Genomic DNA, 17,091 nt, shown 5'->3' with positions numbered 1-17,091 from the left:
GCGCTATTTCTTGCGCCAGACGAACAGGCCCGACATCGCGTAGTTCCACACCACGCCCATCAGCGCGCCGGCCATGCCGGCCAGCCACCAGATCGGCTCCTGGTCGTACACCGAGAAGGCGACGCCGACATTGGCGAGCAGGCCGACGCTGCACACGATGTAGAACGCGATCAGGCCGCGCAGCAGCGCAAAGCCCTTCAGCCGCTGGTCGCGATAGGTCAGAAAGTTGTTGAGGATGAAATTGCTGGTCATGGCGACGATGGCGCCGGCGGCCTGTGCTTCCGCGAACGGCGCGTTGAACAGGCGAAGCGCGATGAACAGCGTGGCGAGATGCACCACGAGGCCGATGCCGCCGACCATCGCGAACAGGATGAAGCGCAGCGAGACGACGTCGTTGGTCAGCTTGGCGAAGACGAGACCGAGGAAGTCGAGCGCGACCATGGAATCGAGCTTGCTCTCGCCGTGCTGGCGGGCGCCGAAGGTGTAGGGAATCTCGACCGCCCGCAAGCCGCCATGCGCGCTCGCGACGATGTCGAGCAGGATCTTGAAGCCGTGCACGGAGAGTTTGGGCGCGAGCTGCTCGAACCGGTCGCGGCGAATCATGAAGAAGCCACTCATGGGGTCGGCGATCTCGACCCGCAGCATCTTCCTCGCGACTTCGGTCGCCAGCGCACTGGCGCCGGCACGCTGCTTGTTGAAGCCTTCGCTCGTGTAGCCCTCGATGTAGCGGCTGCCGACCACGAGATCGGCTTGGTCGCTTGCGAGCAAGAGCAGCATCTTCGGCAGCTGCGTCTCGTCGTGCTGGAGGTCGGCGTCGATCACCGCCACATAGGGAGCGCTCGAGGCCAGAATGCCCTCGATGCACGCACCGGACAGGCCGCGCCGGCCGATACGGCGGACACAGCGCACGCGGCTGTCGCGCTGGGCCAGCGCGCGCACCACGTCCCAGGTGCCGTCGGGCGAGTTGTCGTCGACGAACACGACCTCCCAAACGACGTTGGCGAGCGTCGCCTCCAGCCGCCGATACAGCACCGTGACGTTGTCGCGCTCGTTGAAGGTCGGGACGATAACCGACAGTTCCGGCCCCTCTTGGGCCTGATTGCCGACGCCCGGTCTGATCGCTTCATTCATGACGGCAGCGTATATCTGCCGCATCCTGCGCTGCCAAGCCGGGAGGTCTGAGGGAAACGCCCCAAAAGGGGCCCTAAAATGCCAACGACCCCGGAACGGCGGACCGCGCGTACATCCGGCGCAAGCCCAAGCTATTCCAAGGTCGTCCCAGCGCCGGAGTTGTTCGCTCAACGTCGCCGTTACAAGCTAGATGGGGACGACGAAAGCACTCCGCAAGGGGCGGAGCTCGCATTTTGTGCCCTATTGGTTGGGCACTTCCCGGATGATCGGGCCACGCGGCGCGGGCGCGGCGGGGACCGCCGGGGCCGCAGCCGGCGCCGGCTCGACCTTTGCCGGCTTGGGCGGCTTGCCGTACTGGCCGATCGGCCCGAACAACACGGCAACTGCGAGCACGATCGCGGCAACGATCGCGCCCAAAACGCCTCCCACCGACTCGGACGCCATGGAACACCCATCCCTCTTCCAGATGCGCCCGGTGATACCACGGATGAGCGCAGAGCAGGAAGGCCTACTCCTACTTCACCGGCGGCCTACGCTTGACGAAGGCGGTCACGATGTCCTTCTGCGCCGCCTCCACCGCCCTGTTCGCGGTCGCGAGATGGGCGCCGGCATCGATGTCAGGATATTGCGTCGTGAGATAGTCGAGCAGCGCCACCCGGTAATGTTGCCGCTCCGAGGGACAGGCGCTCGCGACCGAACGGCCAAAGTCCTGCTCCGATCGCCCCTGATTGCTGTCGCGCGAATATTCCCGCGAAAGGCAACGCCAGTAATCGTCGCGGCCCTGTTTGGCGAGCTTCTGCGCACTGTCGTCGTCGTCATCCGCCAGGGCGGACGATGTCATGGCAGCAGATGACATCATGACGAGTGCGACTCCCACCAAAAGCCTCCGCATCTTGTTCTCCTTGTCCGCGGGCCTCGGCGCGAGCTTAGACCGGACCGGACAACTGGCCAATCCCATCTGGTTTGACTAGGATGAGATCCTTCCCGTCGATGCGAGATCTTCCCGTGGCCAAAGCAAAAACTGCGTCAAAAAAATCCGGCAACATCTTCATCGGCATCGGCGGCTGGACCTTCGAGCCCTGGCGCGGCGTGTTCTATCCGGAGAAGCTGGCGCAGGCGAAGGAGCTGTCCTATGCCGCCTCGAAGCTGACCTCGATCGAAATCAACGGCACTTATTACGGCTCGCAGAAGCCGGAGAGCTTCCGCAAATGGGCAAGCGAGGTGCCGCAAGGCTTCGTGTTCTCGGTGAAAGGGCCGCGCTTTGCCACCAACCGCCGCGTGCTCGCGGAGGCCGGCGATTCCATCAAGCGGTTCTATGATTCCGGCGTGCTGGAACTCGGCGACCATCTCGGGCCGGTGCTGTGGCAGTTCGCGCCGACCAAGAAGTTCGACGGCGCCGATTTCGGCAAGTTCCTGGAGCTGCTGCCGCGCAAGCTCGAGGGGCGCGCACTGCGCCATGTCGTCGAGGTCCGCCACGACAGCTTCTGCACGCCGGATTTCGTGGCGCTGATCCGCGAGTTCGAGACGCCCGTGGTGTTCGCAGAGCACGGCAAATACCCGGCGATCGCCGACGTCGCCGGTGATTTCGTCTATGCAAGGCTGCAGAAGGGCAACGACGAGATCAAGACCTGCTACCCGCCGAAGCAGCTCGATGCCTGGGCCGAGCGCTTCAAGGATTGGGCTTCGGGCGGTGAACCCGACGATTTGCCGAAAGTTGACAAGGCGAAGCCGAAGAAGGCGCCGCGCGACGTGTTCGCCTACGTCATCCACGAGGGCAAGGTGCGCGCGCCTCACGGCGCCATGGAATTGATCGCGCGCGTGAGCTGAGGGTGGTCCATGGCAAAGGCGAAGAAGCTCTTCACGATCGGCTATGAGCAGACACCGCCGAAGGCCGTGCTGGACGAGCTGGAACAGGCCGGCGTCAAGCTCGTGGTCGACGTGCGCGCGGTCACATCATCGCGCCGGCCCGGCTTTTCCAAGAAGCAGCTTTCCGCAGGCCTGGACGAGCGTGGCATCGCTTACGTCCATCTCGCCGCGCTCGGCACGCCGAAAGAGGGCCGGCTCGCCGCGCGCAGCGGTCAATACGACGTGCTGGAAAAGATCTTCTCAAAGCACCTGAAGGCGCCCGAGGCGCGGGAAGCGATGGATGAGCTCTCGTCGCTCGTGAAGAAGGCCGGCCCGGTTTGCCTATTGTGCTACGAGCGCGACCACACCCATTGCCACCGCCAGATGATCGCGGAGATCATCGAGGACCGCGATGGGGTGACGGTGAGGAATTTAGCGGGGCGGCAGGTGTAGCTACACCCGTCATTCCGGGGCGCGCGTAGCGCGAGCCCGGAATCTATCGAGCGGCAGTGTCGGCGGACGAATGGATTCCGGGCTCACCGCTTCGCGCTGCCTTGGAATGACGAGTTGAGAGGGCTCAGCCCTCCCCCGCCAGCCGGAACGTCCCCTCCATCATCTGCACGCATTGCCCGCCGACATGGGCGGACACGATCTTGCCGTCCTGCTTGTGCACGCGGGTGAGAAGCATGCTCGGGCGGCCCATGTCAAAGCCCTGGCCGATGGTGAGCTTCAATTCGCCGTCGGGCCTGGGATCGAGATCGGCGAACAGCGCGGCGGCGGCGACCGTCGCGCTGCCGGTGGCGGGATCTTCGATCAGGCCGCTTGCGCCGGGAAAGAACATCCGCGCCTGGCGCTCGCAGGGCGCCTCCGCGGCCGGCACGTCGCGCGTGTAGAAGTAGACCGAGAAAGCGCCGTCGCGCGGCAGCATCCGGCCGAACGCTGCTGCGTCGGGCTTGGCCCTGCGCACGGCTTCGCGCGATCCCACCTCCGCCACCACGAACGGCGTGCCGACGCCGACGACTTGCGGCGCGTGATGATCGGTCTTGATGTCATCCGCCGCCAGCGAAATGCAGGCGGCGACGTCGGCTGCGGACAACTGCGCCAGCCTCGCCAGTTGCTGTGGCGCGGTGAGCTCGGCGCTCATCACCCTGCCCTGCTCCCGAACGATATCGACCGGGACCAGACCCGCCTTCTCCTCGAACAGCAGCCGCGGCTTCGGCTCTTTCGCGATTCCCGCCAGCACGAAGGCGGTGCCGACATTGGGATGGCCCGCAAACGGTAGCTCCCGGACCGGCGTGAAGATGCGCACCTCTGCGTCGTTCGCCTTGTCGCGCGGCGGCAGCACGAAGGTCGTCTCGGAATAATTGAACTCGGTGGCGATCGCCTGCATCTGCGCGGTCGACAGTCCTCCGGCATCGAGCACCACCGCGAGCTGGTTGCCGCCGAAGGCGCGGTCGGTGAACACATCGACGGTGATGTAGCGGCGCTGCATCGTCACTTCCTCATGCAATGGCGGCCACGACCGGCCGCATCGCGCAGCATTCTACAAGGCGAAAATATCGCCCGTCATGCCCCAAAATTGAGTGCAATCGGAGCAATCAATGGCGATGCGTCATCCCAGTTGAAACACCGGCACCTTCTGCTCGTAACCGCGGACGGTGACTTCGCCGAGCGCGACGGCATCGCTGCCATCATCGCCCAGCGCCTCGCGCACCGTCGCGGAGATCAACAGCTGCGAGCCGAACTCCTTGTTCAGCGCCTCCAGGCGCGAGGCGAAGTTCACGGTGTCGCCGATGACCGTATATTCCTTGCGCCGGGGCGAGCCGATGTTGCCGGCGACAACCTCACCGAAATGGATGCCGATGCCGATGCGCAGCGGCCAGCTCGTCTCTGCGTTGATGCGGTCCATCGCGCGCAACATCTCACGGCCTGCGGCGACCGCCCGCTGTGCGGCGTCGGCGGCTTCCAGCGGCGCGCCGAACAGCGCGAGGAAGCCGTCGCCGAGGAACTTGTTCACGATGCCGCCGTGGCGATCGAGAATGTCGACGAGCACGGCGAAGGCGCCGTCGAGCCGGTCGACGACCTCCTGCGGCGTGCGCGACTGTGCGCCGGCCGTGAAGCCGCGGAAATCGACGAACATCACCGCCACACGACGAACGTCGCCGCCCGTACTGGTCCCCGCCGTCATCAAGCGTTCCACCACTTGAGGGGAGACGTGCTGACCGAACAAATTCGTCACGCGATCGCGCGCGGTCGCCGCCGCGATGCTCGCGGCGAACTGGCGGCGCAGCTGAGCGCCGACGGCGCCCGCCAGCACGCCGCAGATCAAAATCACGACGCTGCGCACGGCGTGGAAATAGATCAGGGGATCGCCGGCCTCGTCAGCCGCGTTGTAGTACAGCGCGACTGACAGAAGCCCGGCTGCAGCGACCAGGCCTGTGAATGCCGAGAGCCAGAAGTCGAGCCGCAAGGTCGAGAGAATGACGAAGATGAAGTACATCAGCGGCACGGCAAAGCCGAGAGCCTGACTCGGGCCCATGGTCCGGGTCTGCAGGATCAGGATCACCGTTGGCAGTGACGTCTCGATCAGCGTGCCGATATAGCGCCTGATCACCGGCAGATCGCGATCGAGCCGGAGGTTCTTCCTGATCTGGGTGTGGACCCAGACCTCGAACAGGATGAATCCGACGAGGAGGCCATAGACCTCGATGAGACCTTCCGTTCCGCGCCAGACCCGGTTCACCACGGCGGGGTCGATCAGATAGATCGCGGTGAGCAGCAGCATCAGGATGCAGCCGGTCATGATCAGCGCCCGCACCCGGAGCAGCTCGGTGCGCAGCACCTCCCGCGTCAGCTCGCGCTCGAAATCCTCCGATAGCGCGGCATGGTGCCGTGTCTTCCTGCTGGCAAAACGAACCATCTTCCCCCCTTGTCATTCCGGGGCGCGGCGCGGCCGCGAGCCTGGAATCTCGAGATTCCGGGTTCGATGCTGACGCATCGCCCCGGAATGACGCCGGAGACACTTTGCCTCAATCCAGCGTGCGGCGGAAGCGCGTCACGGCGATGGTCATGGCGAGCAGCATCAGGGCGGCCAGCGCCAGCGTGTCGAAACGCAGGTTCTCCATTGTGGCGCCCTTGAGCATGATGGCCCGCACGATCCGCAGATAATGGGTCAGCGGCAGAGCCTCGCCGAGATATTGCGCCCAGGCCGGCATCCCTGCGAACGGGAACATGAAGCCGGAGAGCAGGATGCTCGGCAGGAAGAACATCATGGACATCTGCATGGCCTGGAGCTGGTTCTGCACCAGCGTCGAGATGGTGTAGCCGATCGACAGATTGGTGGTGATGAACAGCGTCGAGAGCAGCGCCAGAAGGAACAGATTGCCAAGCACGGGCACGCCGAACAGGCCGACGCCGATGCTGATGATCAGGAAGGCCTGGATGAAGCCGACCAGCACGTAGGGCACGATCTTGCCGAGCATCACCTCGACCGGCTTGATCGGCATCGACAGCAGGCTCTCCATCGTGCCGCGCTCGACCTCGCGCGTGACCGACAACGCGGTAAAGATCAACATGGTCATGGTGAGGATGGTGCCGACCAGCCCCGGCACGATGTTGAGGCTGGAGCTGGCTGCCGGATTGTAGCGGGCATGGGCGCGGATCTCGAACGGCATTTCCGGGGGGGCGCCGATGTAGAGATCGTGCTTGAGCGCGGTCTGCACCACCATGCCGAGCGAGCCGATGGCAGCGCTGGCCGCGACCGGATCGGTGGCATCGGCTGCGACCAGCAGCGCCGGCCTGTCGCCGCGCCGCACCGCCCGCTCGAAGCCACGCGGGATCTCGACGCCGAACAGCACCTTGCCCGACTTCAGGAGATTGTCGAAATCATCGACGTCGTGCACCTCATAGAGGAAGCGGAAGTAGGCGGTGTTCTCCAGCGCCTTCAGGATCGAGCGGGCGAGATCGGAATCCTCCTGGAGCAGCACGGCGCTCGGCAGATGGCGCGGCGTGGTGTTGATGGCGTAGCCGAACAGCATGAGCTGCATCACCGGTAGCATCACGATCATCGCGAACGAGACGCGGTCGCGCTTGAGCTGGATGAACTCCTTGATCAGCATCGCATAGGAGCGCCGTAGGAAGCCGAAACGGTCCCGGGTTTCGCGTCGCGGTACGGGATGCTCGACCGCGCTCATTGGAAATTGTCCTTGGAGCGCCCCATCAGCTCGATGAAAACGTCTTCGAGCGAGGGCGGCGACTTCTGCCAATGCAGACCATCCTTCGCGCGCCAGGGCGCGATGCTGGCTTCGAGCGCCGCCACGTCTCGCCCCGAGACATGCAAGGAGGTGCCGAACGGCGCCACCATGTCGATTCCGGGCTTGCCCGTGAGCGCGGCGGCAAGCTCGTTCAGCGTTTCGCCCGTGACAGTGTAGGTGGTCAGCGCGGACTTGGCGATCACTTCCTCCACCGTGCCGTGCGCCAGCAGATTGCCGTAGGCGATGTAGGCAATCTCGTGGCAGCGCTCGGCCTCGTCCATGTAGTGAGTGGACACCAGCACGGTGAGGCCCTCGGCGGCAAGCGCGTGGATCTCGTTCCAGAAATCGCGCCGCGCCTTGGGGTCGACGCCGGCGGTCGGCTCGTCCAGCAGCAGCAATTGCGGATTGGGCAAGGTGCAGGCCCCCAGCGCCAGCCGCTGCTTCCAGCCGCCGGATAGCTCGCCGGCAAGCTGCTCCTCACGTCCCGACAGCCCGAGCCGCTTGATCATGTCGCGCGCCGCGCCGCGCGCATCAGGCAGGCCATAGAGCCGCGCGACGAATTCGAGATTCTCGCGCACCGAGAGGTCCTGATACAGGCTGAAGCGCTGGGTCATGTAGCCGACTTTACGCTTGATCTTCTCGGCATCGCGGCGGATGTCATAGCCGAGGCAAGTGCCCTCGCCGCTGTCGGGCGTGAGCAGCCCGCAGAGGATGCGGATGGTCGTGGTCTTGCCCGAGCCGTTGGGTCCGAGAAAGCCGTAGATCGAGCCGCGCTTCACCTGCATCGACAGATCGTGCACGACCTCGCGGCCGCCGAACGACTTGGTCAGGCCCTTGACGTCGATCGCGATGCCGCTTCCGCCATTCATCGCTTGTCCGCCACCGGGGTTTTGGGATTGAGGTGGACGTCGATCGGCTGTCCGACACGCAAGGCATCGGGACGCGAGGGCCGCGCCTGGATCAGGTAGACGAGCTTGCTGCGCTCATCGAGGCTGTAGATGACCGGCGGGGTGTATTCGGCCGAGGTCGCCATGAAGTAGATCTTTGCGGTGAGGTCGGCGGCGCAATTGTCGCACGCGATGCGCACCGTGTCGCCGATCGCAAGCTTCGACAGCTCGGTCTCCGGGACGAAGAAGCGCAGCTTCATATTGCCGGGCGGCATGATCGACAGCACCGGCCGCTGCGCCGCCACCATCTCGCCCTCGCGGAAATAGATCTGCTGAATGGTGCCGGCGACGGGCGCGAAGCCCCGGCGGCGTGCCATCCGCGTTTCCGACGTCACCACCCGCGCCTCGGCGACGCGCAAGGCGGACACGGCGGAATCGAGATTGGCCTGCGTGCCCGAACCCGTCTTGCTCAGCGAGGCCGCACGGTCATAGGTCTGCTGCGCGTTCGCCAGCGTCGCCTTCTGCTGGTTGAGGTCGGCAAGCTGGAGATCGTCATCGACGGAATAGAGGTGATCGCCGACCTTGACCTGATCGCCCTCGCGAACGTTGAGCTTGGTAACCCGTCCGGCTTCGTCCGGGCTGACGAAGATCATGTCGGCCTCGACCCATCCCTGGAAGCCGGGATCGCGCTTCTCCTTGCAGCCGGCGAGGCCGGTTGCGAGGACAGCGAGCAATGCCACTACAGAAATCGTGTACGACGACCTCATGTCGTCCTCCGTTCGCCGAAAATCAGATCGAGATGGACGCGCAGCATCTCCTCGGCATCGAGCGGCGCGTGCCGCGCAAACAGGCTCTGCCAGATCACCGCGATCATCGCGGGCGCGACCAGGATCTGCGGATAGCGTGCGAGGTCCTTCTGCCGAATCTCGCCGCGGGCAATGCCGAGCTCGATCAGCGCGCGCATGCCGGCAATCCCCCGCGAGACCACCTCGCGATAGTAGAAATCGGCGATAGCCGGAAAGCGCGGCCCCTCCGCCACGATCAGACGCACGAGATCGCCGCGCCTCGTGCCGATGACCTCTTTCAGGAAGTTTCCGGCAAAGGTCTCGACGAGCTCGCGCACCGATCCGGTCGGCGGCGGCAGCGCATTCAGCCGCGCCACCACGGGTACGATGACGATGCGCACCAGCTCCTCGAACATCGATTCCTTGTCCTTGAAGTGCAGATAGATCGTCCCCTTGGCGACACCGGCGCGCTTGGCGATGTCGTCGAGCCGCGTCGCGGCGAAGCCGCGCGCGACGAACTCCTCCATCGCGGCCTCCACGATCGCGGCACGCCGCTCTGCCGCACGCGTGGCGCGGCTCGAGACGGGCGCCCCGTCGCTGCCATCGCGCGCATCGGGCCTCCCCTTGGCGCGAGCGGCGGAGGGCGTGGCGGCTTTGGTCGGCTTCTTGGACATGATGATACAATGACTGACTAGTCAGTCATTGTCAAATTGCAGCGCGTCCAGGTGCCACCTCAAATAATTAGCGTTGACTAATGAATTAGTGATTGCTAATGATTCCTCATGATCGATGCCAGCCCAAATCCCATCACCACTGTGATGCGCGCCCTCGCCGACCCGACTCGCCGCGCCGTGTTCGAACGTGTCTTCGAGAGCAAGGAGATCAGCGTCGCCGAGCTCACGCGGGGCAGCGGCGTGACCCAGGGCGCGATCTCGCAGCATCTGAAGTCCCTCAAGCAGGCCGGCCTGGTGGCCGAGCGCGCCGAGGGCCGCAACGTCTATTACCGCGCCGCGCCGCAAGGGCTGGAGCCCCTGGTCACCTGGATGGACCATTACGGCGTGTTCTGGCGCGAGCGCTTCCAGAACCTGCGTGACCTCTTGAAGGAGATCGATCCGTGAGTGCAGTTGCTTCCAAGGTCCAGACCCAGGACATCGTCGTCGACGAGGTCTTCCCCCATGCGGCCGAGACGATCTGGAAGGCGCTGACCAGCGCCCAACTGATTGCGCGCTGGCTGATGCCGCCGACCGGTTTCGAAGCCGTCGAAGGCAACACTTTCACATTCAAGACCAACCCGGCCGGCGCCTGGGACGGCACGATCCATTGCCGGGTGCTGGAGGTCGTGGCCTGCAGGCGCTTCGTCTATGCCTGGAAGGGCGGCGACGAGAGCAATACCGGCTACGGCTCGGCGCTCGATACCGTCGTGACCTGGTCCCTGACGCCGGTCGAAGCCGGCACGCGCGTGCGCGTGGTGCATTCGGGCTTTGTGACGCCGAAGAACGACACCGCCTATCGCAACATGAGCGAGGGCTGGGTCAAGGTGCTGCACCGGCTCGATGCCGTCTCGGGCGAAGACAAGTAGGAGCCACCGGTGATGGACAAGCCCTATACCGGCGGCTGCGCCTGCGGCGCGATCCGCTATTCGATCCTCGGTGAGCCCCTGTTCAGCAATCACTGTCAGTGCCGCGACTGCCAGCGGGAAAGCGGCAGCGGGCACGGCTCCTACGCGACGTTCGCGCGCGCCGGCGTCACGCTCACCGGCGATGCCGGGCATTGGAGCATGGTCGCCGACAGCGGCAACGTGAAGACGCGCGGCTTCTGCGGGCAATGCGGCACGCCGGTCTACCTGACCTTCGCGGCACAGCCCGACATCTTCACCATTCGCGCCGCAAGCCTCGACGAGCCCGCCCGCTACAAGCCGCAGGCGGTGACCTACGCCGCGCGCGGGCTTGGCTGGGATCGCCTCGAGCTTGACTTGCCGAAATTCGAAGGCATGCCACCCGGGTGAGTTGCTAGCCGAAATCCAGCACCATGCGGCCGTCGATTTTGCCGGCCTTCATGCGGTCGAACACGTCGTTGATTTGCGCCAGCGGCACCTTTGTCACCTCGGCCTTCACCTTGCCGTCCACGGCAAAGGCGATGGCTTCGTCGAGATCGCGCCGCGTGCCGACGATCGAGCCGCGCACGGTGATGCGCTTGAGCACGACGTCGAAGATCGGAGTCGGGAACTCGCCCGGCGGCAGGCCGACCAGGCTGACGGTGCCCTTACGCCGCACCATCTTCAGCGCCTGCGCGAATGCCGGGGTCGAGACCGCCGTCACCAGCACGCCATGGGCTCCGCCCCCGGTTGCCGCCAGCACCTTGTCCACCGCATCGGCCGCGAGCGCATTCACGGCGAGGTCAGCCCCGGTCTCGCGGGCGAGTTCGAGCTTGTCCTCGGCGATATCGATGGCGGCGACCTTGAGTCCCATCGCCTTGGCATACTGAACCGCGACGTGGCCGAGCCCACCGACGCCCGAGATCACCACCCATTCGCCGGGCCTTGCCTCCGTCTCCTTCAAGCCCTTGTAGGTAGTGACGCCGGCGCACAGGATCGGCGCGATCGCGGCGAAATCGACGCTCGCCGGCAGCTTGGCGGCGAAGGCCGCCGAGGCGATGACATATTCGGCAAAGCCGCCGTTCACGCTGTAGCCGGTGTTGTGCTGATGCTCGCACAGCGTCTCCCAGCCGGTCTCGCAATATTCGCAGGACATGCAGGCATCGTGCAGCCAGGCGACGCCGACGGCATCGCCGACCTTCAGATTCTTCACGCCGGGCCCGATCGCGGCGACGGTGCCGGCGGCTTCATGGCCGGGGATGAAAGGCGGCACCGGCTTCACCGGCCAGTCGCCTGAGGCTGCGTGTAGATCGGTATGGCAGACGCCGCAGGCCTTGACCTTGACCAGAACCTCGCCCGGACCGGGCTGCGGCACCGGTACGTCCTCGATCACCAGCGGCTTGCCGAATTGCTTGACGATTGCGGCTTTCATGGTCGGCATCGGTCTGCTCCCTTTGATTGCTGGGGCAGATTAGCGATACCGGCGACGTTGCTCTTGATGGCGATCAAACAGCACAACGTTTGCGCAAGCGCTCGCGTCATCGTGACGTCACCATGACATCACGAGTTCCAAGCGCTCAGCTATGGAACTTGAGACCGTCGACGATCTTGTCGATCACCTTGCGATCGGCACGCATGGCGATGCCGACGAGATTGAGTTCTGTGCGCGCAACGGCCCTCACCGCTTCGCGGTTGGCGGCGTCGTGCGTGGTCTTGAACATGTCCTCGGTGTAGACCGCCGGCTTGACGTTGCGGGTGAGCGCGCGGTCCAGCGCGCGCGACAATGCGGGACCGTCGGCGCCGTAGATCAGGATCGGCTGGCCGATCAGCGCATGATATTGCGTGCCCGAGGCGTCCTCATAGGCTTCGCCGATGCATTCGGGAAAGGCCGCGGCGATGCCGCTGGTGAGGAAAGACGCGACGTTGAGTTTCTGCCAGGCTTGAAGATCGGTACGGATCACCACGGCGATCTTGGTCTCGAACTGCATGGATTCCCTCGATTGTCATTCCGGGGCGGTCCATAGGACCGAACCCGGAATCCATTCGCCCACCTGCTCTGTAGCACGATGGATTCCGGGCTCGATGCTACGCATCGCCCCGGAATGACGGCAAGGAAAAATCAGCCCTTGGCGTCGCAGGCCCAGGCGCGGATCACGCATTCCTTGCCGCCGTATTTGTAGCATTCGCGCGTGGCAGCGTTGAGCGAGGCAGAGATCTTCGGCTTGACGGCATAGCCATAGGCGCCGCAGGGATTTGTCATGTCGACCGACATGGCGGCACAAGCGTGCTTCATCGTCACGGTCGTGCAATCGCCCTTGCACTGCTTCTGCGCCGCGGCACGCGCTTCGTCCTCGTGACCATAATCAAAAGCCTGGCCATATGCGCCGCATTTGCCGACCGCAAACGCTCCGGCGGCATCAGCATCGGTGATGGTGCGAGCACCCGTGACAGCAAGCGACAAAACAAAGCAAAGCATCGCGCAACGGCGCGCGACGACGTTCGAAGCCATGGAAAAACCCCTCCCCCCAAGGCAGGTGCGGCCGATTCTAAGCCGCGGTCGTTTCCAGATGGTGAACGGGTGGTTGGAAATCAGAAGGCTTGGAGAGTGCCGTAGTCCCGTAGGGCGGATTAGCAAAGCGTGATCCGCCTCTTTTGTTTCCACGGAGAAACACAGCGGCGGATTACGCCTTCGGCTAATCCGCCCTACGCACCTTCATCCCCGCCTTGCCGCTTCCAATGCCTGCGGCGTGTCGATGTCGAGGAACGCGCTCTCGCCATCGACGGGCACCTCGGCGACCGCCTCGGTGTGCTTGGCGATCAGATGACGCGCGCCGACGTCGCCGTCGAGCGTCATCAATTCCTTGAAGAAGCGGCGCGACCACAGCACGGGATTGCCGCGGCGGCCTTCGCAGACCGGCACGACGATGAGGTTGCCGCGATCGGGTGCAAAGCTGTCGATCAAGCGGTCGATCAGGCCAGCATCGATCAGCGGCATGTCGCCGAGACACACGACGGCGCCGTCGCAGCTCTCTGGCACCGCGGCGATTCCGGCCTTGACTGAACTCGCAATGCCGCCGGCAAAATCCGCATTGCGGACGAACCTCACCTTCAGCCCTTGCAGCGCCTGCTCGACCAGCTCGGCCTGATGACCGGTGACGACGATCACCTCGGATGCCTTCGAGGCCAGCCCCTGCTCGGTCGCCAGTCGCACCAGCTTCTTGCCGTCGAGCTCGGCGAGCAGCTTGTTCGGGCCACCCATGCGGGTCGAGCGGCCCGCCGCGAGCACGATTGCGGCGACCTGGCTGTTGCCCTCGATCTCCGGCTCGGCGCGCGGCTGCGGCCGCGTCACGATCTCCATCAAGAGGCCGCCGACCCCCATGCCCATCAACTCGGACCGCGTCACCTCGATGCCAGCGAGAAGCCGCATCAAGACCCAGTCGAACCCGTTCTCGACCGGCGAGCGCGCGCAGCCCGGCGCGCCCAGCACCGGAACGTCGCCGGCCCGCGCGATGAGCAGGAGATTGCCGGGATCGACCGGCATGCCGAAATGCTCAATCTCCCCGCCGATGCCGGTCACCGCCGCCGGAATCACGTCGCGGCGGTCGGCGATCGCGGATGCGCCGAACACGATCACGAGCTCGGCGCCGAGGCCGAGCAATTCCTGGATTGCGGCCGACAGTGCCTGCTCCTCGTGCGGGACCCGGCGCTCGGCCATGATGCCGGCCCCGGCCGGGGCGAGCCGCTCGGCGGTGACGCGCAGCGTTTTGTCGATCACCTTGGAGGACAGGCCCGGCAGCAGCGTCGAGACCACGCCGACGCGCTTGATCACGTAAGGCGCGACCTTGAGCACCTCCTTGCCCGCCGCCTTCACCGCGGCATCGCGCAAACTCGCTTCGACGCCGAACGGGATGATCTTGACGGTGCCGACCATCTCGCCCTCGACCACGGGCTTGAAGGCGGTTAGCGTGGCAAAGGTGATGGCTTCGTCGATGTTGTTGATGCGGTCGACCGCGGCGCGGTCGACCACCAGCACACCCGGCCCGGCGGCGAACAGATTGGCGCGGCCGGTGAACGCGCGCTCGACATGGATGCCTTCCCCGCCGATGGCGAGCGCGATGCTGGCGGCCGCAACGTCCTCGGAGACGTCGCCCTCCTCCAGGCGCACCACGACGATGTCCTTGATGCCGGCACGCTCCAGCGACTCGACCTCGGCTGGCCCGATCGTCGTGCCCTTCTTCAGAACCAGCGGCCCCTGGCGCAGGGTGTGGACGGTCACCCCGCCGATCGCATCCCTCGGGCTCGCCGGTCCGAATTTCATGCCGCTTCTTCTTTTTCTTTCGGAGGCAGCCGAAGCACCGCCGTGATCTCGGCCATGATCGCGACCGCGATCTCGGACGGCGAAACCGCGCCGATGGCAAGTCCGATGGGCGCGTGAATGCGCGCGATGTCGCTGTCCTTCGCGCCCTGCGCCCGCAGCCGGTCGCCGCGCTTGGCGTGTGTCTTTCGCGAGCCGAGCGCGCCGATGTAGAAGCAGTTGCGCTCGAAGGCGTGCAGCAGCGCGGGGTCGTCGATCTTCGGATCGTGCGTCACAGCGACAAACGCCGTATAGGCATCAACGTTGAGCGGCGGCAACGCGGTGTCCGGCCATTCCGCGATCAGTGGAATGTCGGGAAAGCGCTCCGGGCTCGCAAAGGCCGTGCGCGGATCGACCACGGTGACGTCATAGCCGAGCGACCGCGCCAGCGGCGCGAGCGCCTGGCTGATATGGACCGCACCGACAATCACGAGCTTTGCCGTCGGCGCGTAGACGTTGAGAAAGAGCTTCTTGCCGCCGGCCTCGACACTGGCGCTCTTGCCCATGCGAAGCTGCTTCTCCAGCTCGGCACGCAGGGGATCCCTGGCAAAATCCTTCGCCTTCACCAGCCGCTGCTCGCCGCTCTCGGTGTCGGTGACAAGGATCACCGGCCGGCGCGCGGCGCGCTCGGCATTGAGTTCGTGCAGGATCTCGAGCTTCACGGCTAGCCGACCTTCTCGACGAAGACGCGGATGGTGCCGCCACAGGACAGCCCGACATTCCAGGCGGTCTCGTCGGCGACGCCGAACTCCAGCATCCTCGGTTTGCCGCTCTGGATCACATCCATGGCCTCGGTGACCACGGCGCCCTCGACGCAGCCGCCGGAGACCGAACCGAGGAAGGTGCCCTCGTCGTTGATGACGAGGCTCGAGCCCGCCGGGCGCGGTGCCGAGCCCCAGGTTTCGACGACCGTCGCCAACGCGACGCCACGGCCGGCCTTCTGCCAGTCCTCCGCCGCCTTCAGGATGTCCTCGTCGCGATCGAGCATGGGGTGCCTCTCAAGCTGCGGAACGGATCAGGCTGCGGTGATGCGGCGGCAGCGGCCGGGAGAGCGTCGTGATCAGCTCCTGGATCGAACTCAAATTATGTACCGGGCGGAATTCGTCAACGTGGGGAAGCATCATTTTGATGCCCTGCGCCTTGGCCTCGAAACCGCCGAACCGCAGCAGCGGGTTGAGCCAGATCAGCCGCCGGCAGGACCGGTGCAGCCGGTCCATCTCGAAGGCCAGCTTGGAATCGGCTTCGCGTTCCAGCCCGTCGGAGATCAGCAGCACGATGGCGCCCTGGCTCAGCACGCGCCGCGCCCACAATTTGTTGAAGTTGTGCAGCGAGGCCGAGATCCGGGTGCCGCCGGCCCAATCCTCGACCGAGGCCGAGCAGCTCGCCAGCGCCTCGTCGGGGTCGCGCTGGCGCAGCGCACGGCTGACATTGGTGAGGCGCGTCCCGAACAGGAACACCGAGACGCGCTTTCGCGCATCCGTGATCGCATGCAGGAAATGCAGGAACAGGCGGGTGTACTCGCTCATCGAGCCCGAAATATCGAGCAGCGCCACGATCGGCGCGGGCTTCTCGATCCGCCCGAGGCGATGGATGTCGATGATGTCGCCGCCGGTGCGCAGCGATGCGCGCAGCGTACGGCGGAGGTCGAGACGCAGGCCGCGGGCATCGGGCCGGTGCCGGCGCGTCAGAAGCTCGGCCTGCGGCAGCCGCATCCGCTCGACGGCGCGAAGCGCCTCGGCGATCTCGGCCGCACTCATCTGCGCAAAGTCCTTCTTCTGGAGGATCTCCTTGTCGGAGACCGACAGGCGCAGATCCTGCTCCTGGCGCTGCTGCGTCTCGGTCATGCGCGGCTGCGACATCGCCTCCTGGACGCGACGGGCGCCCGCCTGCGGCTTTTTCCTGGCCTCCTCCGGCAGGGGCACGGAATCGAGCATGTGCTTCCACTCCTCCGAGGCGCGGAAGAACAGGTTGAAGGCCTGCTTGAAGATCAGCGCATGTTCATGGCGCTTGACGAAGATCGCCTCCAGCGTGGTGAAGACGTCGGCGCGGTTGCCGATGTCGATCACCTGGAGCGCGCTCATGGCATCAATGACGGCGCCCGGCCCGACCGGCATCCCGGCGGAGCGCAGCGCGCGGGCGAAGCCGACGATGTTGTCGGCGAACTGCTCGGTCTTGTCAGGGGCAAGGTGGTTGATGGCCATGCGTCCACACTCTTGGTCGTCATTCCGGGGCGCGCCACTTG

At 65.3% G+C, this 17,091-nt stretch carries 21 protein-coding genes; 5 read left to right on the top strand and 16 right to left on the bottom strand.

What is annotated here, in order from left to right; genetic code table 11:
- Nucleotides 1-3: 3 nt before the first annotated feature.
- From AC3WLX_RS21115 to AC3WLX_RS21105, 3 genes are all read right to left on the bottom strand, one after another.
- Nucleotides 4-1,131 (bottom strand): glycosyltransferase family 2 protein, encoded by a 1,128-nt coding sequence (locus AC3WLX_RS21115; RefSeq protein ID WP_291620553.1) that lies wholly within the window; start codon nt 1,129-1,131, stop codon nt 4-6.
- Nucleotides 1,132-1,371: 240 nt separating this feature from the next.
- The gene (locus tag AC3WLX_RS21110; RefSeq protein WP_291620550.1) at nt 1,372-1,575 is read right to left on the bottom strand and encodes a hypothetical protein; all 204 of its coding nucleotides are present in this window, start codon (nt 1,573-1,575) and stop codon (nt 1,372-1,374) included.
- 70 nt (nt 1,576-1,645) lie between these two features.
- Complete coding sequence (locus tag AC3WLX_RS21105) at nt 1,646-2,023, bottom strand: hypothetical protein (protein ID WP_291620547.1); 378 nt, start codon at nt 2,021-2,023, stop codon at nt 1,646-1,648.
- 98 nt (nt 2,024-2,121) lie between these two features.
- Between AC3WLX_RS21105 and AC3WLX_RS21100 the strand changes: the two genes are divergently transcribed.
- Both AC3WLX_RS21100 and AC3WLX_RS21095 read left to right on the top strand, forming a co-directional pair.
- Nucleotides 2,122-2,958, top strand: a complete 837-nt coding sequence (locus tag AC3WLX_RS21100; RefSeq protein ID WP_291620545.1) for a DUF72 domain-containing protein — start codon at nt 2,122-2,124, stop codon at nt 2,956-2,958.
- 9 nt (nt 2,959-2,967) lie between these two features.
- On the top strand, nt 2,968-3,429 hold the full coding sequence (locus tag AC3WLX_RS21095; RefSeq protein ID WP_291620543.1) for a DUF488 domain-containing protein: 462 nt from the start codon (nt 2,968-2,970) through the stop codon (nt 3,427-3,429).
- Nucleotides 3,430-3,553: 124 nt separating this feature from the next.
- Here AC3WLX_RS21095 and AC3WLX_RS21090 read toward each other — a convergent pair whose 3' ends face one another.
- From AC3WLX_RS21090 to AC3WLX_RS21065, 6 genes are all read right to left on the bottom strand, one after another.
- Nucleotides 3,554-4,468 carry a PhzF family phenazine biosynthesis protein gene (locus tag AC3WLX_RS21090; protein ID WP_492337437.1) on the bottom strand — a complete coding sequence of 305 codons (915 nt, stop codon included), beginning with the start codon at nt 4,466-4,468 and terminating at the stop codon, nt 3,554-3,556.
- Nucleotides 4,469-4,588: 120 nt separating this feature from the next.
- Complete coding sequence (locus AC3WLX_RS21085; RefSeq protein WP_492337436.1) at nt 4,589-5,896, bottom strand: adenylate/guanylate cyclase domain-containing protein; 1,308 nt, start codon at nt 5,894-5,896, stop codon at nt 4,589-4,591.
- 109 nt (nt 5,897-6,005) lie between these two features.
- Nucleotides 6,006-7,169, bottom strand: a complete 1,164-nt coding sequence (locus AC3WLX_RS21080; RefSeq protein ID WP_291620535.1) for an ABC transporter permease — start codon at nt 7,167-7,169, stop codon at nt 6,006-6,008.
- Nucleotides 7,166-8,098 (bottom strand): ABC transporter ATP-binding protein, encoded by a 933-nt coding sequence (locus tag AC3WLX_RS21075; RefSeq protein ID WP_492337435.1) that lies wholly within the window; start codon nt 8,096-8,098, stop codon nt 7,166-7,168. Before AC3WLX_RS21075 ends, AC3WLX_RS21080 begins: the two co-directional genes overlap by 4 nt.
- Nucleotides 8,095-8,856 carry an HlyD family secretion protein gene (locus AC3WLX_RS21070; RefSeq protein WP_492337434.1) on the bottom strand — a complete coding sequence of 254 codons (762 nt, stop codon included), beginning with the start codon at nt 8,854-8,856 and terminating at the stop codon, nt 8,095-8,097. The genes AC3WLX_RS21075 and AC3WLX_RS21070 overlap by 4 nt, the downstream gene beginning before the upstream one ends.
- A gap of 23 nt (nt 8,857-8,879) precedes the next feature.
- On the bottom strand, nt 8,880-9,575 hold the full coding sequence (locus tag AC3WLX_RS21065; RefSeq protein WP_291620529.1) for a TetR/AcrR family transcriptional regulator: 696 nt from the start codon (nt 9,573-9,575) through the stop codon (nt 8,880-8,882).
- Nucleotides 9,576-9,683: 108 nt separating this feature from the next.
- Here AC3WLX_RS21065 and AC3WLX_RS21060 point away from each other — a divergent pair, with 108 nt between their 5' ends.
- Genes AC3WLX_RS21060 through AC3WLX_RS21050 form a run of 3 tightly spaced genes read left to right on the top strand, consistent with a single transcriptional unit; the run spans nt 9,684 to nt 10,906 of the window.
- A complete protein-coding gene (locus AC3WLX_RS21060; protein ID WP_492337433.1) occupies nt 9,684-10,019 on the top strand; it encodes an ArsR/SmtB family transcription factor in 336 nt (111 codons plus the stop codon).
- Nucleotides 10,016-10,480 (top strand): SRPBCC family protein, encoded by a 465-nt coding sequence (locus AC3WLX_RS21055; protein WP_492337432.1) that lies wholly within the window; start codon nt 10,016-10,018, stop codon nt 10,478-10,480. Before AC3WLX_RS21060 ends, AC3WLX_RS21055 begins: the two co-directional genes overlap by 4 nt.
- A 12-nt stretch (nt 10,481-10,492) precedes the next feature.
- Complete coding sequence (locus tag AC3WLX_RS21050) at nt 10,493-10,906, top strand: GFA family protein (RefSeq protein WP_492337431.1); 414 nt, start codon at nt 10,493-10,495, stop codon at nt 10,904-10,906.
- 4 nt (nt 10,907-10,910) lie between these two features.
- Here the strand turns inward: AC3WLX_RS21050 and adhP are convergent, their stop codons facing one another.
- The 7 genes from adhP to AC3WLX_RS21015 form a co-directional block, all read right to left on the bottom strand.
- Nucleotides 10,911-11,936 (bottom strand): alcohol dehydrogenase AdhP, encoded by a 1,026-nt coding sequence (adhP, locus tag AC3WLX_RS21045; RefSeq protein ID WP_492337430.1) that lies wholly within the window; start codon nt 11,934-11,936, stop codon nt 10,911-10,913.
- A gap of 136 nt (nt 11,937-12,072) precedes the next feature.
- Nucleotides 12,073-12,483 carry a DUF2000 family protein gene (locus tag AC3WLX_RS21040; protein ID WP_492337429.1) on the bottom strand — a complete coding sequence of 137 codons (411 nt, stop codon included), beginning with the start codon at nt 12,481-12,483 and terminating at the stop codon, nt 12,073-12,075.
- 131 nt (nt 12,484-12,614) lie between these two features.
- Entirely contained in the window at nt 12,615-13,004 is a 390-nt protein-coding gene (locus tag AC3WLX_RS21035) for a DUF4189 domain-containing protein (RefSeq protein ID WP_492337428.1), read from the bottom strand.
- A 204-nt stretch (nt 13,005-13,208) separates the two neighbouring features.
- Nucleotides 13,209-14,813, bottom strand: a complete 1,605-nt coding sequence (locus AC3WLX_RS21030; protein WP_492337427.1) for an NTP transferase domain-containing protein — start codon at nt 14,811-14,813, stop codon at nt 13,209-13,211.
- Nucleotides 14,810-15,511, bottom strand: a complete 702-nt coding sequence (locus AC3WLX_RS21025) for an XdhC family protein (RefSeq protein ID WP_291631075.1) — start codon at nt 15,509-15,511, stop codon at nt 14,810-14,812. The genes AC3WLX_RS21030 and AC3WLX_RS21025 overlap by 4 nt, the downstream gene beginning before the upstream one ends.
- Before the next feature lie 2 nt (nt 15,512-15,513).
- Complete coding sequence (locus tag AC3WLX_RS21020) at nt 15,514-15,837, bottom strand: XdhC family protein (protein ID WP_007602422.1); 324 nt, start codon at nt 15,835-15,837, stop codon at nt 15,514-15,516.
- 10 nt (nt 15,838-15,847) lie between these two features.
- Nucleotides 15,848-17,050, bottom strand: coding sequence for a vWA domain-containing protein (locus AC3WLX_RS21015; RefSeq protein WP_492337426.1), 1,203 nt, complete (start codon nt 17,048-17,050; stop codon nt 15,848-15,850).
- Nucleotides 17,051-17,091: the final 41 nt, after the last annotated feature.

The sequence above is a fragment of the Bradyrhizobium sp. FW305-F6 genome (genome assembly GCF_058782905.1).
The sequence above is the reverse complement of the archived record's forward strand: the minus strand, read 5'-3'. Positions and strand labels throughout refer to the sequence as shown.